This is a genomic window from Clostridium sp. BSD9I1, from assembly GCF_900185645.1.
In the GTDB taxonomy this organism is placed as follows: Bacteria; Bacillota; Clostridia; order Clostridiales; family Clostridiaceae; genus Clostridium_AK.
In genome coordinates this window covers 112,531-135,471 of the sequence record NZ_FYAM01000005.1, presented here as the reverse complement: position 1 = coordinate 135,471, position 22,941 = coordinate 112,531, and the positions used below count along the sequence as shown (strand labels likewise).

Genomic DNA, 22,941 nt, shown 5'->3' with positions numbered 1-22,941 from the left:
TCCCTAAATTAAAATAATCCTTTATTTACGCAGTTTGCTAATCCATCATTTTTCATTATATTTAACATAAATTCAGGAAAGGCCTGTGCCTGGTATTCCTTATCTAATGTAATATTTTTTATTATTCCTTTTTCAAAATCCACTTCTAACTCATGCCCGTTTTCTGCAGCATTTACAGCTTCCTCACATTCAAGTATCGGGAAACCTATATTTACTGAGTTTCTATAAAATATTCTTGCAAAACTTTTTGCTATTACACAAGAAACTCCAGCTGCTTTTATACATATTGGAGCATGTTCTCTTGAAGATCCGCATCCAAAATTTTTACCTGCAACTACAATGTCTCCTTGGTTTAACTTTCTCAAAAAGTCTTTATCCAAATCTTCCATACAATATTTTGCTAATTCCTCTGGAACAGATGTATTTAAATATCTAGCCGGTATTATAACGTCAGTATCTATATTATCTCCGTATTTTAAAACTTTACCTAATGCCTGCATCTATATTCCCTCCTCTGGTGATACGATTTTTCCTGCTATGGCAGATGCTGCAGCTACTGCTGGGCTTGCTAAATACACTTCACTTTCCGGATGTCCCATTCTTCCAACAAAGTTTCTATTTGTAGTAGCTATAGCTCTTTCCCCTGCTGCTAAAATCCCCATATGTCCTCCAAGACAAGGGCCACAAGTTGGTGTACTAAATACTCCTCCTGCCTCTACAAATATCTTAGCTAATCCTTCTTCTAAGCACTGTAAATATATATTTTGCGTTCCTGGGAATACTATAAGTCTAATTCCCTTTTTAACTTTCTTGCCTTTTAATATAGAAGCTGCAACTCTTAAGTCCTCCATTCTTCCATTAGTACAAGAACCAATTACTACTTGATCGACTTTCACTTCTCCAACTTCATCTATAGTTTTAGTGTTTTCAGGTAGATGTGGGAAAGCTACTGTAGGCTTTATAGCACCTAAATCTATTTCATAAACTTCGCTATACTCTGCATCTTCATCAGCTTCAAATATAGTTGGCTTTCTATCTGTACGTCCATTTATGTATTCTAAAGTCTTCTCATCTACAGGGAATATTCCATTTTTAGCACCAGCTTCTATAGCCATATTAGCTATGGTAAATCTGCCGTCCATTGAAAGCTCTGCTACTCCTTCTCCAGTAAACTCCATTGATTTGTAAAGTGCACCATCTACTCCAATCATACCTATGATATGAAGTATTAAATCCTTACCCGAAACCCATTTAGAAAGTTTACCTTTTAAAACAAACTTTATAGCTTCTGGAACCTTAAACCAAGCTTTACCTGTTGCCATTCCTACAGCCATGTCAGTACTTCCTACCCCTGTTGAAAAAGCTCCTAATGCTCCATAGGTACAAGTATGAGAATCTGCTCCAATTACCACATCACCTGGAATTACTAATCCTTTTTCTGGTATTAGGGCATGTTCTATTCCCATTTCCCCTATTTCAAAGTAATTTGTTATCTCTTTTTCACAGGCAAATTCTCTAATAAACTTACAGTGCTCTGCTGATTTTATGTCCTTATTAGGAGTAAAGTGATCAGGCACTATTGCTATCTTATCTTTATCAAAAACTTTATCAATGTTCATGCTGTTAAAGGCTTTAACAGCAACTGGTGTTGTTACATCATTTCCTAGAACTAAATCTAAGTTTGCTGTTATTAACTGCCCTGGCTGTACATAATCTAAACCTGCATGAGCTGCAAGTATTTTTTGTGTCATGGTCATAGGTTTTTTCATAATATGTCATCTCCCTTTTACTGAATTAATTTATATTCAACAGAATCTGTTAGTGCTTTAAAACTAGCTTCTATTATGTCATTTGAAACTCCAACTGTACTCCATATTGAGCTTCCATCTGTAGATGTAATTATTACCCTTACTTTTGCATCTGTAGCCTTATCTCCATCTATAACTCTAACTTTATAATCAGTTAAATACATATTTGATATAGACTTATAAAAAACTGTTAGTGCTTTTCTAAGGGCTTTATCCAATGCATTTACTGGACCATTTCCCTCTGCAGCAGTGATTTCCATTACTCCATTCACCATTATTTTCATGGTTGCTAAAGCATTGGAAACTCCTGTATCTGATTCTCCCATCATTACTTTATATTCAACAAGTTGAAAGGATGGCTTAAATAGTCCTAATTCTTTTCTAACTAAAAGTTCAAAACTACCCTCCGCCCCTTCAAATTGATATCCTTCGTATTCTAAATCCTTCAACTTTTTCAGTATCCCCTTGGTTTCTTCTGAATCTTTTGTTATATTGGGATTTAAAGAATTTATAAAAGACATAATAGTACTTCTTCCAGAAACCTCAGACATGAGAATTTTTCTTTCGTTACCAACCAAATCCGGTGATATGTGTTCAAAGGATGTGGGATTTTTATAAACAGCATCTATATGCATACCGCCCTTATGAGCAAAGGCACAACTTCCAACATAGGGCTCTAATTTATTTGGAGTAACATTACTTACCTCGCTAATATATCTATATGTGGATATAAGCTTTTCTAAATTTTCATCCTTTATTGCTTCATATTTCATTTTTAAATTTAAGTTTGCTATAATTGTGCTTAAATTTGCATTACCGCATCTTTCACCAACCCCTGTAAAAGTGCCTTGTACTTGGGCTACTCCACACTGGACAGCTATTAAAGAATTAGCTACAGCAGTGCCTAAATCATTATGACAGTGTATTCCTAAGTTATTAAATTCTAAGTCTTTCACAACATAATTTAATATCTTTTGAACTTCCATAGGCAGGGTGCCACCATTTGTATCACAAAGTACAATCCAATCTGCTCCCGCTTCCTTAGCTGTATTTATAACATTTAAAGCATATTCAGCATCATTTTTATAGCCATCAAAGAAATGTTCTGCATCGAATACAACTTCTTTATTTAAGGCCTTTAAATACTCTATGGTATCTCTTATCATTGACAAATTTTCATCTAGGGTAGTCTTAATTATTTCTTCCACATGGAAACTCCAAGCCTTTCCAAATACAGCTAAAACCTCAGCTTCGGATTTTACAAGACTACTTAATTCTTTGTCTTCTTCTACCTTTATATTAGGTCTTCTGGTACTTCCAAAGGCACATATTTTAGAGGTTTTTAAATTTAGCTTTTTTACTTCCTTAAAGAATTCTAAATCCTTAGGATTTGATGATGGATTTCCTGCTTCTATATAGCTCACTCCTAGATTATCTAGCTTTTCTACGATTTTAAGTTTATCAGTAACGCTAAATGAAATCCCTTCTGCCTGAGCCCCATCCCTTAATGTACTATCATAAATGTGTACCCTTTTATTCATACCTATCACCTAACTCTCATCAATCATCTTATTTATTGCATTTATATACGAACGTATACTTGCCTCCATAACATCTTCCGAAATATCCTTACCTACAAAAATATGTCCCTTTTCATCTTCTATTTTCACTGTTACCTCTCCCAATGCATCCTTTCCATCAGTTACAGATGCTATAGAGTAGTCCTTAAGGTTTATATTCATACCTATAGTTCTTTCTACAGCCTTAAATGCTGCATCTACAGAGCCATCTCCTACTGCAACCTCAGTAAATAATTCTTCACCTTTTAATATTTCTACTGCTGCTGTACAAACTATGTTGTTTCCAGTGTTTATTTGGAAGGATTTAAGCTTATAGGTTTCATTGAAGTATTTTTTAGCATGTACAATTGCTTCTATATCCTTAGAAGTTATGGTTTTCTTCTTGTCCGTTAACTCTTTAAATTTTTCAAAGACATGTTCCAATTCTTCCTTATCAAGATCAATATTCATATCCTTTAAATAATTATCAAAGGCATGCTTTCCTGAATGCTTACCAAGTACAATACCTGAATTATTATTTATTCCAACTGATTCTGGAGTAATAATCTCATAGGTGCTCTTTTCTTTAAGAACTCCATCTTGATGTATACCTGATTCATGAGCAAAAGCATTACCTCCAACAATAGACTTATTAGGCTGTACATTCACACCTGTTAAGGAACTTACAAGCTTGCTCGTTCTATAAATTTGCTTAGTATTTATATTAGTAAATGCACCTAAAGAATTTTTTTTAAGGTCTATAGCCATAGCTATTTCTTCTAAGGCTGCATTTCCAGCTCTTTCCCCTAAACCATTAATAGCACATTCTACCTGTGTTGCCCCTGCCATAACTCCTGATAGACTATTTGCTACTGCTAGGCCTAAGTCATCATGACAATGTACACTTACGTCTACAGCTTCTATACCCTTGGTATTTTTCATTATATATTCAATAAATTTATAGTAATCCGAAGGCAAAGCATATCCCACTGTATCGGGTATATTAATCACTGTTGCCCCAGCCTTAATAACTTTTTCAAAAATTTCACATAAAAACTTTGGATCACTTCTATATGCATCCTCAGCTGAAAATTCTATATCTTCACATAAGCTTTTAGCATAGGAGACCATTTGGACAGCTCTTTTTAAGACTTCTTCCTTAGTCATTTGAAGCTTATGCTGCATATGAATATCGGACGTGGCAATAAACGTATGAATTCTAGGTTTTGCCGATTCCTTTACAGCTTCCCATGCACAATCTATATCACCCTTAGTAGCTCTACATAATGCTGCTACAGTTGACTTTTTGATTTCTTTTGCTATAGCTTTTACTGCCTCAAAGTCTCCTTTAGATGAAAATGGGAAGCCTGCTTCAATGATATCCACATTTAAGGCTTCCAATTGTCTTGCAATCATTACCTTTTCTTTTACATTAAGATTTACACCAGGAGTTTGCTCTCCATCTCTTAATGTAGTATCAAATATTTTTATTCGCCTATCCAAAATTGTCCCCTCCCCTCTAAGACTAAATTTAGTGCCACTTACTCTAATAGCATAAGTGGCACCCATTTATCGATTATGATTTATTGTTTTGTCCAACTCATCATATTTCTAAGTTCAGATCCAACCTTTTCAATTTCATGTTCTGCTTCTTTATTTTTTGTAGCATTGAAGAACGGTCTTCCTACTTGATTTTCAAGCAACCAATTTTTAGCAAACGTACCATTTTGAATGTCTGTTAAAATACCCTTCATTGCTTTTTTAGCCTCTTCTGTTACTACTCTTGGTCCTGCTATGTAGTCACCATATTCTGCAGTATCACTTATGGAATATCTCATCATGTTTAATCCACCTTGATTAATTAAATCAACAATAAGCTTCATTTCATGACAACATTCAAAGTAAGCCATTTCTGGTTGATAACCTGCTTCAACTAAAGTTTCAAATCCTGCTTTTATTAGTGCAGTTAACCCACCACACAATACAGCCTGTTCACCAAAAAGATCTGTTTCAGTTTCTTCTTTGAAGGAAGTCTCAATAACTCCAGCTCTTGCTCCACCTATACCTGCTGCATAAGCTAATGCTATTTCTTTTGCATTTCCCGTAGCGTTTTGATGTATTGCTATGAGAGAAGGTACTCCTTTTCCTTCTAAATACTGACTTCTAACAGTATGTCCTGGTCCCTTTGGTGCAACTAAGAATACATCTACATCCTTTGGAGGTAGTATTTGACCAAAATGAATTGAGAATCCATGAGCAAATACTAATGCTTTACCTGGTGTTAAATTAGGTTCTATATCTTCTTTATAAAGCTTACCTTGTTTTTCATCATTAACAAGTATCATTATTACATCTGCAGCCTTAACAGCATCTGCAGCAACCATAACCTTAAGTCCAGCTTCTTCAGCCTTGTTCCAAGACTTACTTCCGTTATAGAGCCCCACTATAACGTCTTGTCCGCTTTCTTTTAGGTTAAGTGCATGTGCATGTCCTTGGCTTCCATAACCAATTACAGCAATCTTCTTTCCTTCTAAAACCTCTAAATTACAATCTTGTTCATAATATACTTTTGCCATAATAATAGCCCCCTTGTGATTTTTAAATATTTATTATTTAAGAGATTCTACGCCTCTTTCTAAAGCAATAAAACCACTGCTTACTATTTCTAAAATACCAAAAGGCATTAATACATTTTTTAGCCCCTCTAGCTTATTTTCATCCCCTGTAATTTCTATTGTTAAACTTTCAGGTGTAATGTCTGTTATGGAACCTCTAAAAATATTAACTATATTCAGTATTTCCTGCTTACTTTCTCCTTCTGCTTTAACCTTTATAAACATCATTTGCCTACATATAGAGCTGTTTTCATCTAGAACTGATACCTTATAAACATCTTCTAGTTTTTTAATTTGTTTTACTATTTGATCTAATATATCATCTTTTTCCACTTTAGCAATTAATGTTAATCTAGATATGCCTTCCTTTTCAGTGAGTCCTGCTGTAACACTTTCTAGGTTATAGCCTCTTCTACTAAAAAGTTGACACACTCTCATAAGTGCTCCTGGATTGTTATCAACTGTAACTGACAAAACATAAGATTTTATCTCAATCATCTCCTTTCAGAGAAAACAAGCTACTTAAACCAAATCTTGTCAGTAATATTATCATATATTTTTTGCAAGGTCAATCAATTTTCTTAAATAATTAAAAATTGCATGATACCTCCGTCATTTGAATTTAATCTTTCATTTTTTAGCTTATTAAACCTCTGTAAACGTTGCCGTTAAGGCATTTCAGCACCTAGGCTCTTATTAAATATTTGCTGATTTAAAATTATTCATTTATAATCAATTTAGAATTATTTGTTTCTATATTCTGAAAACTACAAGAAATTTTAAATTATTTTTGTTTTTCATTCAATTTTCTGTTGACATATGGTGAAAATACCTTTAGAATCTATAATTAAAATATCAAAATTCATGAAAAATTTGCTATTTTGCAAACATGTCGAATATATAAAAATAAATTTATATTTTGTAAGGGGGCTTTTCTATGAATGAATGTTTAGCATTTTATCAAGGGGACTTTGTAAAGGAAAATAACGTAAATATAAGTGTTAGGTCTAAGGCTTTTAACTATGGACTTGCTTGTTTTGAAGGAATACGAGCTTATTGGCATGAAGATAGTAATCAACTTTATGCATTTAAATTAAAAGAACACTATACTAGATTTCTTCAATCATGTAAGGTTTTAAATATCAATTTGCCTTATAGTGTAGAAGAACTTTGTGATATTACAATTGAACTTTTAAAGAAAAACAATTTTAAATCTACGACCTACATAAGACCTATAGCTTTTAAGGGATCTGAGCATATAGGGCCTACTCTTAAAGATAACGATGATCGTATAGTTATATACTGTCAACCGCTAGGAAGTTACACTGGAAAAGATCGTCTTAGAGTTGCTGTAACATCTTGGACAAGACTAAACGATAATATGCTTCCTCCAAGAGTTAAGGCCACTGCATCTTATTTAAATTCTGCATTGGCTTCATTGGAGGTTACTAGCAGAGGATATGACGAAGCTATATTTTTAACTGCAACTGGTCATGTTTGTGAAGGACCAGGCGAAAATATATTTATGGTTAGAAGAGGTAAACTAATTACACCTCCTCCTTCAGATAACATATTAGAGGGTATAACTAGAGAACTTGTTATGCAAATAGCAAGGGAAGATTTAGGTATAGAGGTAATTGAAAGAAGCATATCAAGAACAGAGCTTTATGCTGCTGATGAATTATTTTTCAGTGGTACCGCTATGGAAGTTACCCCAATTATTGAGGCAGATGATAGAATTGTTGGTAATGGAGAACCTGGCGAAATATGCAAAAGAATTAAAGAAGCATTTTCAAATTTAACCGTAGGCAAGATTGAAAAATACAAAGATTCTTGTACTGCTGTTTATTAGCATAAAAGTGCCACCCACGTGACAAGTGGCAAGTTGAAATTAGTTTTCAAGCAAGTTCTGGGTACAGATTGCAAAGCACAGAATAAAAGGTAGCTCCCCCTACCACTATTCTATGCTATGTGCTGTACCCTACTTATAAAATAGCAGCTAGACGCCAAATTTAAAAATGCGGCATTATTTAGCTGCTATGTATTTTTATTTCCAACATTTTTACCAGTTTATTTCTAGGCCAACACCAACTTCTTTTACAGGCAAAGCCTTATGTATCTCTGCTTTAACGGTAAATGAAGTACAATGACAAGGATATAGTTCTTTGATGTTATTCTGTTTTAGATAATCGATAGTTTTATTAACCTGCTTGGTTACTTCAAATAAATGCAAACCTCCTATAACTCCTAATACTCTATTATCTTTACACACTTCTTTTGCATATTCTATTATGTTACATATTCCACTATGAGAACATCCTGTAATAATATAAATACCCTTTTCACTCTTATAAACAAGTGCAGTATCATCTCTTACATAGTCGTCAATTGAATTCTTCCCAACAATTTGTTTGCCAATAGGTTTTCTTTCTTCGAAATGATTTATTTGTGGTATTTCTCCTAAAAAAGTTATGTTTTTACTAACCTTAATAGGTTTTATTGAAAGAATTAGATTACATTTTTCTTTTAGTTCTTCTTCTAATATAGGCGAGCAAATTTTTAAATCACCTACTGCTTTTTCTTTAAATGCATCTGGGTGAGCAATAATAGAAATATTATTTTTATTGTTTTGTTTAAAGTAGTATTTTAATCCCCTTGTGTGGTCATCATGACCATGTGAAATAACGATAGTAGTCACACTTTCTAAATCTACACCTAAGGCATCTGAGTTTCTTATAAACAAATCAGAATATCCTACATCCAGTAATAGTCTAATATCTTCATCTTCAATATAATACGAAACAGCAGGTTCACCACAATAATATTGGTCAATATATGTATTGTTATCTACTAAAACTTTTAGTTTCACATTTTGCCTCCTTCATCTATTAATTTTTTGTATTTAATTGCCTAAATCTTACTTAATATTTAAAACAGCATGAGTTCATTATTAATGAATCTTGTAAAATACTTAAACATAAATCAAATAACAATTCTAATAAAATACTGTTAGTATTAGAAATAAAGAAAAAACTACTATTCCTGTTATACCAGAAGCTCTTAAGAAAAAAATCCTGGAGTCATCAACATGTAACTCCTGCATGCGAAATATAGTTCTAATAATATTTGCTACTTTCAAAGGCTTAACCGCTAAAATTAAAAATAAAATGATAAGTATAATACATATAGCTTCTGTAAAAAACATATAATAATCCCCCAATTAAAATTTAATTATTTCCCCATAATATACAATATTAGTGTTTATAAATATATTCTATTCCAACTTTACAAATCCTTTTTTAGAACTCACCTACCATGCTTTTCATCTAGATAAAATTCACATTGTATTACTATATTTATGACGAATTTCAAAACAGCCACTGAGAAAAAGTTTTCTAGTTCCTTTACTACTTTTTCTTGACGGCTGTTTATATTGTGGCAAATAAAATAGATGATATGTCTTAAGGTATCTAAACATCTCTTTATTTCGGAATGAGCCGGATAATTTTATCATCAGCTATACGAGGATTACCTCTTCCATCTCTATTACTTGTTGTCAAGTAAATCAATCCATCCTTCCCCTGAATAACCTCACGTAAACGTCCATACTCATTCTTGAACAATGATTCTACATTTCTAACTACTGTTCCATTTCCATTCAAAGAGATAGCAAGTAGCTGCTCTCCACGCAAACAAGCAACCAGTAATTTTCCTTGCCATGGTCCTTGATTTACGAAGGTAATCCCAGAGGGTGCCCATGTAACTTCTCCGCTGTGTATCAATGGCTTTTGTGTTACAACTTGTGTCGAGGTTTCATCTCCTTGAACAAGAGGCCAGCCATAATTAGCTCCAGGTTTTATTATGTTTATCTCATCATGTGCTGTCTGTCCATGCTCTGATGCATACAAGACATTTTTTGAATTCCATGCTAAACCTTGTGGGTTTCTATGGCCTAAGCTATACACAGTGGAATTACTAATTGGATTATCCTTAGGAATGCTGCCGTCTAATTCTATTCGCAGTATTTTTCCAGCTGTACTACTAGAATCTTGTGCCAATGCGGGATTCCCTGCATCTCCGGTTGTTATATACAATTTTTTATCTGGACCTATCTTTAACCTTCCTCCATTGTGAATTCGTCCCCCAGGGATTTTGTCTAGAAGAACCCTGTCGATGGATGCCCTGTTATTGCTTTCAACTAATCTAACAACACGGTTATAGATTCGGTTACCCTCTGCATATGAGTGCATAACATACATATAATGGTTTTGTGAATGACTTGGGTCTAGGGCAATACCCATCAGGCCTCCTTCTCCCTCACTTACAAAGGGTGCAGGAAGTGTAATCAGTGCCTGCAAAAGAAGTTTACCATTTTCAATAATTCTAATTGCTCCAGACCGCTCAGTAAAGTATAGTTTGTCTTCATTGCTTATATCCATCGCCCAGGGTACATATAAGTTTTCAGCGATAACTTTAATTTCGTAAGGAAATTGCCTTGATGAGTTAGTCTTTGCTTTGATATTGATTGTATTACGAGCACGAAACATTATATTAGACAAAGCATTATGAATTGCATTCTTCATACTGTTATCCTCCACACTTAATCCAATTACTATATTATTCATTTAGGAAGCTAACCGTACCATTTTAATAGATAAATTCTTATGAGAGGTTTAAAGAAAAGATATCTGCTCACCTCTGGATTGATTTAGTTTCTCTTTCATTGGTTTCGTATAACTGCTTGAAAGCTTATATTTATCCTTTAACTCATTGACAGTGTTATATAGTTTATCTTTATATTCCTTTGGTGCACCACCCGTCTTGTATAAAGTTTTTAAAGGCTCATATAAATTTGGAAATTCTTGCTTTATAAAATCAAAGAATACCTGTCTGGTTTTACCTCTTAAATAAAGTACTCCTGGTAAAACACAGTCCACTCCAGAGTCTGCTCCATGCTCATACAGGGAATTAATTTCAATTTATTGCAGGCGATAGTGCATGTAATTTCCTTATAATTTGTCATTTTTTCACCTCCATGGGTAACAAATTTACAGCTATTTATCTTTCCTCACTTTTTCCCATAAGTGCATAAAAAATTTCCCAAACCCTAATTTTTCACCTATATAGTTTGCAACCACCATATAAATTTTTGTAATGACTATATATATAAATAAAATACTTAGTAAATCTAAAGCATAATGAATATAATTCATAACCCCTCCTTATCATCAATCAATTAATCAACAGTATTGCTGCACATATTTTACGATTATGTCGTGAATTTTATTTCTTTACTTTCCAGTAAACAAGCTGTAAAAATGAAATTAAAATTGTAGAGAAACCTATAATACTAACGAGAGTATCATATTTGTGATAATTATATGTTAATGCCTGTTGCATAGACGCACCCCATAAAAACAGCGGTATTAACAATAATATAATATTCATTAGTATATACTCTGTCTTTCTTACATAAAAACTATATACTATCAAATCTAAAAATAGTAGGCATGATATCGATACACTATCCTTAAAAGACATCTCAACAGGTATCCCGCTTGTAACTATCATCTTATATGTCCACAATGCTAGTACGAGGATGCTTACTGCAAAACCAATAATAATATCCTTTATTTTACTCATTTTTACATAAACACTCCCATCTTTATTGTATCATTAATTGATTTAGCGATAAGCAAAAATAGTTTACTTCCACACATATTATGTAATTGTGACTTTATAAATATATTCTATAGTAACCTTACAAATCCTTTTAAAAAACATCTCACATATTTCTTTCATTGATTTGGTATAACTGATTGACAAACTATCTCATATTTACTATTATAGAATTTCCATAAAGCATGTGGTATAATTTTCTAGTACAATTCAATATAGTTGAATGTGGGCTACTTGGTATCACCCATCCCTGTTGAAGGGAGGTGATAAAGATGAGTAATGACGTTTTAATGTTATTATTTGAAGGTGGATTATTCTTGATTTCACTATTGACGTTAATAGTGTTACTTATAGAAAAAATCTCAAAAAAATAGTAGCCCCCATCTCGCAATTGGTTAGCTACTATTTTAATTAAACAATTAATAGTGATATCAGTTGCCTAAGCAACTAGAATTGTATGTTATAGGGTGTTACCAGCACCCTATTTTATTTTGCTCATTTATACTTATATTATATCAAATATTTTAGAAAATTAAACCTATTTTATATAAGACTTTTAGGATTTATATAGTATACTACTACTATTCTAACAAAATGACATAAATTTACACATCATTAGCACTACTTGCCACGTGGGTGGCACTTAAATATATAAAGCATGGTGCACCAATTAGAGCAACCATAATTCCCGCTGGAATTCCATTAGGTTGAATTATATTATATCCAATTATATCTACAAACAATAGAAACCATCCTCCTATTCCTGTAACAATTATAATTTAGAATGATTCACTTTCACATTTTATTTTTATTTATAATATCTAATATATTTTTATTATTAATTGCTACTCTTGGAATCTTAATTTGATTTTTTGATATCCCTTTATTTAATAACGATTCCTTTATTAAGTTGAAAGTATTTGGTGCTAAAAGTATTACTTTTACCCTACCTAACTTCTTGTTATTTCTAGCTCTATCATAGGCCAAATTTGAATTTCTGATTTCTCTATCCAATGTTTCTTCTAATAATTCAACTTTGTATTTATATATATTATTTTTTAATTCAAAATAAAAAATATATCTTCCAGGTGTAATTGAATTATCTGGCATTGTGGTATAATCTACCAAATTTAAATTTAATTTTTTTACTGTATTTTTTATAGAGCTAGCTAAATGCTCTTCATTAGTCTTTTCAGATACCATATTAAGTACTTGATTCTTTCTATATAAAAATTCAACTTCTGGACAATTATTATAAAATCCAACCACTTTAATAACATCACCAATTCTATATCTATAAAGTCCTGCATAATTTGTGATAACTATTTCATACTTTTCCCCTAATTTTAGTTCATCTAAGCAAAAGGTATAATGACTTCCTTCAGCCTCTTCTTTAATAGGAATAAATTCATAAAAAGCAGTATCGGGGACAATTACATACCTTATTTTATTTACATAAGGATTAATTCCAATCATAGCTTCAGTAGCAGCATAACCTGGAGAATAAATAGGCAATGAATCGGTATAATAATTTACTTTATCGTCATATATAGAAAAGTTTGCTCCAGTTACTGTAGCAATATATAGTAAACTAGGCCATATTCTTCTGGCTATCCCCTTAAATCCTTTTTTAAACTCACACTCTAATTTGTCAGCTCTGCTAGCATTAGGAGTAAGAAGTTTATTTAAATTCTTTCTAGTACTTCCATCAATATTTAAATTGTTACTTATACGTCCTCTTCTTATATCTCTTACTAAATCTTGGCTTTTACTCTCTAAAACTCTAAATAAATCTAATATATTTGAAATAAAAACTCCACTTATATATAAAAGTCTAGCTTCTGTTAATCCAAATAATAGATGAAGATAAAGTGCAGCTTCCTTATCTTTTATCTTCATAACTTCTATTGGTGAAGTATATAAATATGGCAGAATATGCCTTATACCATTCATTCCTCCAGAAGTAGCCGCACATATTGGAGTTCCTCCTTTAGTATAAGTTGTCATAACTATATCAGCTATCATTAAGCCTTTTCCATAATTCCAGTTTTCTTTAAAATTATCATAACTAAATTTATTGGTAAGAAGCGCCATATACTTTGAAGCAATCTTTCTACCTCTCTTAGTAGAAGGAATTAATTTTTGTTTTCCTGTTGTTCCTGATGTATGTCCAAAGTATTCCACATCTTCACTTGTTAAAATTTTCTTTTCCCCATTTGCCATTCGTTCTATATAGTTTTCATAATACCCATACTCTGTTAATGGAACTTGTTTCTTAAAATCCTCTATAGACTTAATATCCCCAAAGTTAAATTTATTTCCAATTTCACTTTTAGAGTTTGCCCTCAATATTTTAAATAGTGCTTCTGAGTTTGCTACTCCACAGTTTCTGGTCTCCCTATCAAACTTCTTTTTAACTATTCCTCCACCCTCTATGGCAATTTTATAAAGCGCTTTACTTATTATACTCGTAATTGCACACTCCCTAGGTATTTCTCTGTGATTAATATATGAAAAAGTTGGAATTTTGTTAATAACTAGTTACAAAAATATATAACATGTAAAATCATTAACATTAGTGAACAAATGACCTATTCGCTTATGCTAAGAGAATTTAGCATCTAAGTAAAAAATAGCATGCTTGTAATATTGCTACTCGTATTTTAGAATAATAATATGCGTAGAAAATATATAATTAAAGTGAGGTAACAAAATGAAAGTATTACTTATAAATGGAAGCCCAAAAGCTCGAGGCTGTACTTATACTGCATTAAATGAAGTAGCATCGGCTTTAGAAAATGACGGTATTGAAACAGAAATTTTTCATGTAGGAACCAACCCTATTCGTGGTTGTATGGCCTGCGGTGGGTGTTCTACTAATAATGATATGTGTGTATTTAGCGATGATACTGTGAATATTGCTTTAGAAAAAGCAAAAGATGCTGACGGATTTATTTTTGGCTCTCCTGTACATTATGCAGGTGCATCTGGTCAAATAACATCCTTTCTAGATAGATTTTTCTATGCTGGAAACGACTTTCAATATAAACCTGGTGCTGCAATTGTAAGTTGTAGACGCGGTGGTTCAACAGCAGCTTTCGAACAGTTAAATAAATACTTTACCATTTCAAATATGCCTGTTGTATCCTCTCAGTATTGGAATATGGTTCATGGAAATACTCCTGAGGAAGTAAAGCAAGATCTTGAGGGAATGCAGACAATGAGAACACTAGGCAAAAATATGGCTTGGCTTTTAAAGTGTATAAATGCGGGTAAAGAAACTGGAGTTACACTTCCAGAAAAAGAACCACGAGCTGTTACTAACTTTATACGTTAATTCAAGAAAAACTATGATTTATCAGGGTAACAATATTCTTACCCTGATTTTTAACTCTATTTAAGCGTTTCTAATTGATCTACCAAATATGTAATTGCTTCATCCTTAGTTTGCGGTTCATCATGCCCCCAAATATAAGTATCAAAATGAATTTTTCTCATTAGTGCAATAAAAGACTCCAGCTTATCCTTATCATAATTACCATTGTTATTATAGAAATCTTCACAATTTGCATCACCTACAAACAACGTTTTTTCTTCTGGTACGCAAATTAAAACGGAGTCTTCTGAATGAGGCGCTTCAGCTTGGATTAATTCGCAATGAATTCCGCCTAAATCAATCTTTAAACTTCCGTCAAATTCTATATCTGCAGGGATTACTTTTATCTCTTGCCTGTTTGAATACTCTGCTTTGATACACCTATCACACATTTCAATGTCTTCTCCTGTTTCAAGTCTATTGTTCATATCCTCATCAGACCACTGCCATGTTGCAACTTCTTTCAATTTATCATTTGTAAATTTTCCTGCAATTGTCTTCCCCACTACTGAATGCATGCCAAATGTATGATCCCAGTGCCAGTGAGTAATCACTGTATAATCTGGCAACTTCAAATCTAAATTATTTAATTCAGAATAGAATTTTTCTACATGCTTAGATGAATTACCTGCATCTATAGATAATGAATATTTATCTCCTTTGATATACCCAAGAACTGGTCTATCATTTTCTTCTTCGTTAGGTAAATAATAAATCCTATCAGATATTTTCTTTAGTTCCATACTTTTTTACTCCTTCAACATTATTCCTGATTCTTATATTCCCGTGATAATATTATATCAAATTTGTCTATTGTCATTTGAATACTATTTATGAGCTTACTTACATGATATCCATCAGCCGCTGCATGTGATATTGTTACAGTAAACGGCATTATCCACTTTCCATTTTCTTCATGATACTTTCCGTATGTTATAATTGGCATTAATGCTGGTGTACAGCCGCTACTATAGGTTGAATATCCGGTAAAACTCACCCATGGAACACAAGATATACAATAAAAATTTTTAGGTTGGGTTGGCTTAGCTTTTATGCCTTTAACATTTGAATACCTTTCCATATCATCCTTATAATTATTATAAAACTTATAAAAATCGCTATTATATTCTGACCACATATCTGAGAACGTATGATCATCATTATGAAAAATTGTATAATTAGGATGAACAATATCATATATTATTAATTGATTATTTTCTCCCAACCTCATGCGAAACTCTGGCATGGAATTTATGTTATAAGTAACACAATAGATAAATGAAGGGTAAAATTTTAGATTGTTCTTTTCCAATAGCTCTTTAAACAAAGTGACATCAAGATTTGCAGTAATACTATAGCCACACTTAATTTGTTCAGTATAGTATTTAAAATGCTCCTTTCTTTCCCACTTTTCAACATCAACCACCTGAAACATAAATTAACTCCTCCTTAATTCTGATACCTCTTTCTCTGTAAGATTACGCCACTTACCAACATCTATCCCATCAATTTTCATATTCATGATTCGGATACGTTCTAATCTCACAACTGTATATCCAAAGACTTTACTCATTCTTCTAATTTGCTTATTTAGTCCTTGGGTAAGAATAATACGAAAAGTATCTTCCCCTATTCTATTCACTTCACAAGCTCTTGTCTTGACTCCACAAATTTCTACCCCTTCGGACATGCCTTTCATGAAAGAATCATCAAATGGTTTATCCACAGTTACAATATATTCTTTTTCGTGCTCATTTTCCGATTCCAAGATTTTATTTGCTAGTTCTCCATCGTTGGTCATTAATATTAATCCCTGAGATGCTTTATCTAATCTTCCAACCGGAAAAATGTATTCTGGATAATTCATAAAATTAATTATATTACTTTCTACTTCCTTTGATGCAGTACAAGTAATTCCAACTGGTTTATTTAATGCAATATAAATCTTGTCCTTTAATGGGATAGGCTTATTATCAATGAGAATAACATCTTCTTCTTTCACCCACTGTCCTGGACTACAAAGTTCACCATTTACTGTTATTCTATTTTGCTCAATAAGTCTATTAGTATCCCTTCTTGAACAATAACCCAAATTACTAAGAAGTTTATTGATTCTCATTTTAACTCTTTATCCTTTCTATATATGTGTATATAAATTAGTTCATATAAATTCTTATTACTTTTTAATTAATAATGACCTTACCTTTATAAATATTATACAACAAACTCTAAAGTTAATATGTGATAATCTTTAATTCCTGAAAAACCTTATATTTGATACAGATACAGAGGAAATGATTATGAATTTTGATGTAGAAAAAATACAAATTGAGTTTTCTGATATATATATAACTAATATAGTAAGAAAAACCGCCATTTCTGGCGGTTTATTTCTTGTTATAAATACTATTTTATAAACTTATCTATTAGCTCAACTAAAGTTCCTACCTCTGGCTTACTTAATTGAGCATCTGCTCCTACGGACTTTCCTTTGTGGGCTAGCTCGTTTGTAATTAGGGAAGAAAATATTATCACTGGAAGTTCCCTTAATATATTGTCCTCCTTAATTTTTCGAGTAAGAGTATGTCCATCCATTTTAGGCATTTCTATATCTGTTATAACAAGCTGAACCTCTTTTATAAAATCTTCTCCCTTTTCTCTTACTAATTTGTTCAAATAATCTAAAGCTTGTTCTCCTTCATCAAAAGACTTTAAATTAGTGAAGCCGGCTTTAGTTAAAGTCTCTCTTAGGAGTCTTCTTATTAGAGGCGAATCATCTACTAGCATAAGTTTAATATCTGACCTATCCCTATATTCAACATCTATAATTTTATCCTCACTTATTCCTGATTCAGGGTTTATATCTGTAACAATTTTTTCAAAGTCTAATAAGAAAATTATTTTATTGTTTAATATTATGTTTCCTATAATTAAAGGATTGCTTGCAATATCTTCAGGTTTACTTATATTATTCCACCCTATTCTATGTATACCAACTATGCTATCAATATTAAATGCAACTTTAGTTTTATTAAATTCACACAGTATTATTTTATTTTTCTTATTTACTACACTTTGTCCATCTAAAACATATTTTAAATTTACTAAAGTTATTATTTCATTTCTGCATAAGATCAATCCTGCTACTGCTGGATGGGATTGAGGGATTTCAGTTAACTCTTCCATTTCTAGTACTTCTTTAACCTTTATTACGTTAATTCCATAGTGCTTATTATTAACTATAAATTCTAGAATCTCTACTTCACCAGTGCCGCTTTCGAGTAATATACCACTTCCCATAATCAAATCTCCTTTTTATAAATAATATATTTCTTAATAAATATATAAATAGTCAAACTTTCCTCAATATATATTATATTTCAAATTATGATTCTTTTCTATGTTTTTCTATTTATGTTATCGACTACCCAAGATTTATCTTTACAGCATTGCTAAATTAAAAACCACCATCCATTACTAGAAGGTGGTTCATATAAATTATCTATTTCCATTTGCCACTTGCCATGTGGGTGGCACTTATTTCTTATTTTGTTTTATATTTATTAGCAGATTTCTTTTTTAACTTTTCACCCAAAGTCAAACTTATAAATCTGCTTATTAGTTCTTCTTTTGTTGCTTTAGGGTCTACAAATATATCATACTTCTTGCACAGCTTTCCAATATCGGATTTACTTATATTATTATCCTTCATAAATGCATTTGCAGATTTAACGCTATCCATAACAATTATTCTTTTATATATTTCATCACTAGTCATAATATCACCTCCATTATTTGTTTTTCCCAAGTATAATTATATGTATTAATAATAAAATAACAAGTATTTAGTTATCTAATTAACCGTCCCCTATTACTATTAATATTTATGTGATATTATTAATTGATTTAATAAAGACTAAATATAAATAAGTAATGAAAGGTTTGAAGAATAATGAATTTTAAAGAACTAGGAATTAGTGAAGATATAATAAATGTACTAAGTCACACAGGTATTACTGAGCCAACAGCAATTCAACAAGAAAGTATTAAATTTATTAAAGAAGGAAGAGATGTTATCGCAGAAGCACAAACTGGTACAGGAAAAACCTTTGCCTTTTTGATTCCTATTTTTGAAAATATATCGTCTAACGTAAATGCAATTCAGGCATTGATTATATCTCCTACAAGAGAACTTGCTATTCAAATAACTGAAGAAGCTATGAAATTTAAAGCTGCTAAAGACATAAATATTTTAGCGGCATATGGTGGTAAAGACATTGGATCTCAATTAAAAAAGCTCAGCAAAAATATTCATTTAATAATTGCAACTCCAGGTAGATTACTAGACCATCTCCAAAGAAAAACAATAGATCTTAGTAAATTAAAAACATTAGTATTAGATGAGGCAGATCAAATGCTGCTTATGGGATTTAAAAATGATGTTGAAGCTATTATAAAAGAAACAAATAAAAAACGTCAAACTTTATGTTTCTCAGCAACTATGAATTCTGAAGTTAAAAAATTAGCCTATAGATATATGAATGACCCTTTAATGGTTGCGGTTAAAAAAGAAGAAGTTACACTTATTAATATTAAACAGGAAGTTGTAGAAACTACAGACAGAAGAAAACAAGATTCTTTATGTAAAGTTTTAGATGAAGATAATCCATTTATGGCTATAATATTTTGTAGAACTAAGAGAAGAGTAGATGATCTTGAAATGGCATTACATAGACGTGGATATAACTGTACAAAGTTACATAGTGATATACTTCAATCAAAACGTGAACGAATAATAAAATCCTTTAGAAATGCAGATGTACAGTATTTAATAGCTACAGATGTGGCAGCTAGAGGATTAGATATAAGCGGAGTTAGCCATATATATAATTATGATATTCCAGAAAATGCAGAATCCTATATACATCGTATTGGCAGAACAGGAAGAGCCGGTGAAGAGGGCTATACTTGTCTATTTATAGACCCAAAAGATAAAAGAACATTAGAAGAAATAGAAAAATCTATAAAATTTGAGATATCTAGAAGAGAATTAGATATATAATGTTTTAAGCATATCTATTCTTTTAACATTCCATGAATATACTCTTATTGATATGAATATTGTATGCTTTCTTTAATTACATATTATTAAGCTCCCTATAATTTTTTAAATCATAGGGAGTTTAATAATATTTTAATTTACTTTTTCAACCGCATTTTATCTTCATTAAACGAATCAGCCTTTACTATACATCAATAGATGCTTCTTCGTGAGCTACTGGAATTTTACCATTCCCCTCTTGATTTTCAATATTTTTATTCTCCTTACTCCAGCACTCAACGTTTACTAATCCATCAATATTTTCTGCATAGAACACTGGATCTTTGCCTTCTCTTTTTTGTGCTATATAATCTTGAGCTACTTTTGAAACTATCTTGCTTAATTTAAATATAACAACAATATTGAGAAGTGCCATTAATCCCATGAATAAATCTGCCAAATTCCATACCATATCTAATGAAGACATAGAACCTACATACACCATAACGATTACAGCAAATCTAAACATATTAAGTACTGTTTTACTTCCATTCATAAACTCGATATTTGATTCACCATAATAGTAGTTTCCAAGTATAGAACTAAATGCAAACATAAAAATACATACTGCTATAAATATATTTCCCCAAGCACCTACCTGTGAGGTTAAAGCGACTTGTGTTAACTGAATTCCTGTAAGTCCTTCCTGTTGATTTGCACCAGAAACTAATACTATAAATCCTGTTGCACTGCATATTACTATAGTATCAAGGAAAACACCAAATACTTGCATAATAGCTTGTTTAACTGGATGAGTTACTTCCGCTGTAGCTGCTGCATTTGGTGCACTTCCCATACCTGCTTCATTTGAGAATAATCCTCTTTTAACTCCCATCATAACAGCAGCACCCATTCCACCACCTGTGAATTGTTTTATCCCAAAAGCTCCTTCAAAAATCATTCCAAATACGTGTGGGACTAGAGTTATATTTTTCAAGATTACAAATAATGCAACTAATACATAAGCTACAGCCATAACTGGAACTATAACTTCTGCAACTTGTGCTATTCTCTTAACTCCACCAAATATAACCATAGCAGTAAGAACTATAAGAACTATAGCACCATAAAGTCTGTTAAGACCAAAGGCTCCTTCAAATGCAAAGGTTATAGTATTTGCCTGAACAGAATTAAATATAAGACCAAAGGATATAGTTATAAGTATTGAGAATATAACTCCTAGCTTTCTGTTGCCAAGAGCTTTTTCCATATAATATGCAGGACCGCCTCTATAGCCATTTTTGTCCTTCACTTTATATACCTGTGCTAATGTATTTTCAACAAAGCTTGAACCTGCTCCTAAAAGAGCTATAATCCACATCCAGAAAAGCGCTCCTGGGCCTCCAACTGAAACTGCAATTGCAACACCTGCAAGATTTCCAGTACCAACATGAGAAGCAACACTTATACAAAATGCCTGGAATGAAGAAACTCCTTTACCATCTTTAGGTTTTTTACCAGCTAAAAGCTTAAATGTTTGACCGAAAAATTTGAACTGCGGTCCCTTAAGACAAATAGTAAAATAAAGCCCTACCGCTATAAGTAAAACTATGAGTACATAGGACCAAAGTATATTATTAGTAAATGATACAAAAGAATTTAAAAGTTCTCCCATTTTTACACTCTCCTCTTAATAATTTTTATTTTTAAATTTAATAGTTTTATCTCTTTTAAAATATTAGACTAAATACTTTTATGTAAAAATTAGAAAATACTTAGATTTAGTTCTCTAGAAAGATCTTCCATGACCTTCACTCCACCAATGCTGTTCCCATGATTATCGAGTGCTGGTCCTACAACTGCTATTCCCATACGATTTGGAACGACAGCCATGATACATCCACCTACCCCACTTTTAGCAGGAACACCAACATTAACAGAAAACGTTCCAGATGTATCATATAATCCACAGGTTGTCATAATAGCCTTTACTATTCTATTAACTTCCTCTGGAATCAACCTTTCATTTGACCATGGGGCCACACCATTATTTGCAATTACCGAAGCTATCCTTGCTACGTCTTCAACAACTACCTCTATTGAGCAGGATTTAAAGTAAGCATCCAATGTGTCCTCTACATCTTTTTCAATTATGTTAGCTCCCTTAAGGTAATAGGCTATTGCCCTATTTGTATTTCCAGTCAATTTTTCCGAGTTATAAACTGAATAGTTCACATCGATATTACGATTATTTGCCAACTTCTTCAGCATATTATGAATTCTACTGAACTTCTCTATGCCATTATCTCCTGCTACAAGAGATGTACAAACTATTGCTCCTGCATTTATAAATGGATTTAATGGCTTATGATTTTGCTGTATTTCTAACTTTAGTAACGAGTTAAATGGGTCTGCAGAAGGTTCATTACCTACTTTTGAAAAAACCTCTTCCTTGCCATTATCTATTAGAGCACATATAAGAGTTATTACCTTTGATACACTCTGAATAGTAAACTTTGTTTCGTAGTCTCCTTCTAGAATTGAATTACAGCTTGTGTCAAAAACACATGCTCCAAGAGCATCTCTATTTCCCTTTGCAAGTTCAGGAATATACGTTGCTACTTGTCCAAATTTTGTAATATACCTATTGTTTTCGATTACACTTTTCAAAATCGTTTTCACTAATAATTACCTCCTTTGCAATTTCTGAACACTAATATATACAGCAAAATGCATGCCAAATAAAAAAATATAATGAAACTTTGAAAAATACCGATTTTTCTGTATATTAACGTTGAAATCGTCCCAAATCGCACATTAAAAATGCTCGATATCGAACAAATTGCTTGATATCGAGCATTTT

The 22,941-nt window shown here is 32.0% G+C and carries 24 protein-coding genes; 4 read left to right on the top strand and 20 right to left on the bottom strand.

The annotated features are described in order from the left end of the window. Positions 1 to 8: 8 nt before the first annotated feature. The 6 genes from leuD to ilvN form a co-directional block, all read right to left on the bottom strand. Complete coding sequence (gene leuD / locus BSD9I1_RS02885) at positions 9 to 500, bottom strand: 3-isopropylmalate dehydratase small subunit (protein ID WP_186429051.1); 492 nt, start codon at positions 498 to 500, stop codon at positions 9 to 11. Further along, a complete protein-coding gene (gene leuC, locus BSD9I1_RS02880) occupies positions 501 to 1,769 on the bottom strand; it encodes a 3-isopropylmalate dehydratase large subunit (RefSeq protein WP_186429050.1) in 1,269 nt (422 codons plus the stop codon). A gap of 17 nt (positions 1,770 to 1,786) precedes the next feature. Then, positions 1,787 to 3,349 carry a citramalate synthase gene (gene cimA, locus BSD9I1_RS02875; RefSeq protein ID WP_186429049.1) on the bottom strand — a complete coding sequence of 521 codons (1,563 nt, stop codon included), beginning with the start codon at positions 3,347 to 3,349 and terminating at the stop codon, positions 1,787 to 1,789. Between the two features lie 9 nt (positions 3,350 to 3,358). After that, on the bottom strand, positions 3,359 to 4,870 hold the full coding sequence (locus BSD9I1_RS02870; protein WP_186429048.1) for a 2-isopropylmalate synthase: 1,512 nt from the start codon (positions 4,868 to 4,870) through the stop codon (positions 3,359 to 3,361). Positions 4,871 to 4,950: 80 nt separating this feature from the next. Further along, complete coding sequence (ilvC, locus tag BSD9I1_RS02865) at positions 4,951 to 5,943, bottom strand: ketol-acid reductoisomerase (protein WP_186429047.1); 993 nt, start codon at positions 5,941 to 5,943, stop codon at positions 4,951 to 4,953. 33 nt (positions 5,944 to 5,976) lie between these two features. Beyond that, positions 5,977 to 6,480 carry an acetolactate synthase small subunit gene (gene ilvN / locus BSD9I1_RS02860; protein ID WP_242966390.1) on the bottom strand — a complete coding sequence of 168 codons (504 nt, stop codon included), beginning with the start codon at positions 6,478 to 6,480 and terminating at the stop codon, positions 5,977 to 5,979. A gap of 439 nt (positions 6,481 to 6,919) precedes the next feature. Between ilvN and BSD9I1_RS02855 the strand changes: the two genes are divergently transcribed. Continuing rightward, complete coding sequence (locus tag BSD9I1_RS02855) at positions 6,920 to 7,834, top strand: branched-chain amino acid transaminase (RefSeq protein ID WP_186429046.1); 915 nt, start codon at positions 6,920 to 6,922, stop codon at positions 7,832 to 7,834. A gap of 210 nt (positions 7,835 to 8,044) precedes the next feature. On the opposite strand, the gene BSD9I1_RS02850 is transcribed toward BSD9I1_RS02855, so the two are convergent. The 5 genes from BSD9I1_RS02850 to BSD9I1_RS02830 form a co-directional block, all read right to left on the bottom strand. Continuing rightward, complete coding sequence (locus BSD9I1_RS02850; protein WP_186429045.1) at positions 8,045 to 8,851, bottom strand: MBL fold metallo-hydrolase; 807 nt, start codon at positions 8,849 to 8,851, stop codon at positions 8,045 to 8,047. Between the two features lie 126 nt (positions 8,852 to 8,977). Then, entirely contained in the window at positions 8,978 to 9,187 is a 210-nt protein-coding gene (locus BSD9I1_RS02845; protein WP_186429044.1) for a hypothetical protein, read from the bottom strand. A gap of 277 nt (positions 9,188 to 9,464) precedes the next feature. Then, positions 9,465 to 10,565 (bottom strand): sorbosone dehydrogenase family protein, encoded by a 1,101-nt coding sequence (locus BSD9I1_RS02840; protein ID WP_186429043.1) that lies wholly within the window; start codon positions 10,563 to 10,565, stop codon positions 9,465 to 9,467. Between the two features lie 90 nt (positions 10,566 to 10,655). Further along, entirely contained in the window at positions 10,656 to 10,919 is a 264-nt protein-coding gene (locus BSD9I1_RS02835) for a hypothetical protein (protein ID WP_186429042.1), read from the bottom strand. Between the two features lie 346 nt (positions 10,920 to 11,265). Next, positions 11,266 to 11,625 (bottom strand): hypothetical protein, encoded by a 360-nt coding sequence (locus tag BSD9I1_RS02830; RefSeq protein WP_186429041.1) that lies wholly within the window; start codon positions 11,623 to 11,625, stop codon positions 11,266 to 11,268. A 308-nt stretch (positions 11,626 to 11,933) separates the two neighbouring features. On the opposite strand from BSD9I1_RS02830, the gene BSD9I1_RS02825 reads away from it, so the two are divergent. Then, positions 11,934 to 12,035: a putative holin-like toxin gene (locus BSD9I1_RS02825; protein ID WP_035311500.1), complete on the top strand. Its 102-nt coding sequence runs from the start codon at positions 11,934 to 11,936 to the stop codon at positions 12,033 to 12,035. Between the two features lie 231 nt (positions 12,036 to 12,266). On the opposite strand, the gene BSD9I1_RS02820 is transcribed toward BSD9I1_RS02825, so the two are convergent. After that, a complete protein-coding gene (locus tag BSD9I1_RS02820; protein ID WP_373419336.1) occupies positions 12,267 to 12,434 on the bottom strand; it encodes an iron chelate uptake ABC transporter family permease subunit in 168 nt (55 codons plus the stop codon). A 22-nt stretch (positions 12,435 to 12,456) separates the two neighbouring features. Beyond that, positions 12,457 to 14,082, bottom strand: a complete 1,626-nt coding sequence (locus BSD9I1_RS02815; protein ID WP_242966393.1) for a GH3 auxin-responsive promoter family protein — start codon at positions 14,080 to 14,082, stop codon at positions 12,457 to 12,459. A 292-nt stretch (positions 14,083 to 14,374) separates the two neighbouring features. Between BSD9I1_RS02815 and BSD9I1_RS02810 the strand changes: the two genes are divergently transcribed. Next, positions 14,375 to 14,998, top strand: a complete 624-nt coding sequence (locus tag BSD9I1_RS02810; RefSeq protein WP_186429040.1) for a flavodoxin family protein — start codon at positions 14,375 to 14,377, stop codon at positions 14,996 to 14,998. Between the two features lie 56 nt (positions 14,999 to 15,054). Here the strand turns inward: BSD9I1_RS02810 and BSD9I1_RS02805 are convergent, their stop codons facing one another. The 5 genes from BSD9I1_RS02805 to BSD9I1_RS02785 all read right to left on the bottom strand — a co-directional run bounded on the left by BSD9I1_RS02805 (position 15,055) and on the right by BSD9I1_RS02785 (position 18,815). After that, positions 15,055 to 15,780 carry an MBL fold metallo-hydrolase gene (locus BSD9I1_RS02805; protein ID WP_186429039.1) on the bottom strand — a complete coding sequence of 242 codons (726 nt, stop codon included), beginning with the start codon at positions 15,778 to 15,780 and terminating at the stop codon, positions 15,055 to 15,057. 20 nt (positions 15,781 to 15,800) lie between these two features. Next, on the bottom strand, positions 15,801 to 16,472 hold the full coding sequence (locus BSD9I1_RS02800; protein ID WP_186429038.1) for a chloramphenicol acetyltransferase: 672 nt from the start codon (positions 16,470 to 16,472) through the stop codon (positions 15,801 to 15,803). 3 nt (positions 16,473 to 16,475) lie between these two features. Continuing rightward, positions 16,476 to 17,156, bottom strand: a complete 681-nt coding sequence (locus BSD9I1_RS02795) for a pseudouridine synthase (RefSeq protein WP_186429037.1) — start codon at positions 17,154 to 17,156, stop codon at positions 16,476 to 16,478. A gap of 287 nt (positions 17,157 to 17,443) precedes the next feature. Continuing rightward, positions 17,444 to 18,337, bottom strand: coding sequence for a chemotaxis protein (locus BSD9I1_RS02790; protein ID WP_186429036.1), 894 nt, complete (start codon positions 18,335 to 18,337; stop codon positions 17,444 to 17,446). A 244-nt stretch (positions 18,338 to 18,581) separates the two neighbouring features. After that, positions 18,582 to 18,815 carry a hypothetical protein gene (locus BSD9I1_RS02785; protein ID WP_186429035.1) on the bottom strand — a complete coding sequence of 78 codons (234 nt, stop codon included), beginning with the start codon at positions 18,813 to 18,815 and terminating at the stop codon, positions 18,582 to 18,584. Between the two features lie 174 nt (positions 18,816 to 18,989). On the opposite strand from BSD9I1_RS02785, the gene BSD9I1_RS02780 reads away from it, so the two are divergent. Then, positions 18,990 to 20,099, top strand: a complete 1,110-nt coding sequence (locus BSD9I1_RS02780; RefSeq protein ID WP_186429034.1) for a DEAD/DEAH box helicase — start codon at positions 18,990 to 18,992, stop codon at positions 20,097 to 20,099. Between the two features lie 184 nt (positions 20,100 to 20,283). Here the strand turns inward: BSD9I1_RS02780 and BSD9I1_RS02775 are convergent, their stop codons facing one another. Together BSD9I1_RS02775 and glsA are read right to left on the bottom strand one after the other, a co-directional pair. After that, complete coding sequence (locus BSD9I1_RS02775; protein ID WP_186429033.1) at positions 20,284 to 21,753, bottom strand: sodium:alanine symporter family protein; 1,470 nt, start codon at positions 21,751 to 21,753, stop codon at positions 20,284 to 20,286. Positions 21,754 to 21,842: 89 nt separating this feature from the next. Further along, the gene (gene glsA / locus BSD9I1_RS02770; protein ID WP_186429032.1) at positions 21,843 to 22,760 is read right to left on the bottom strand and encodes a glutaminase A; all 918 of its coding nucleotides are present in this window, start codon (positions 22,758 to 22,760) and stop codon (positions 21,843 to 21,845) included. Positions 22,761 to 22,941 lie beyond the last annotated feature (181 nt).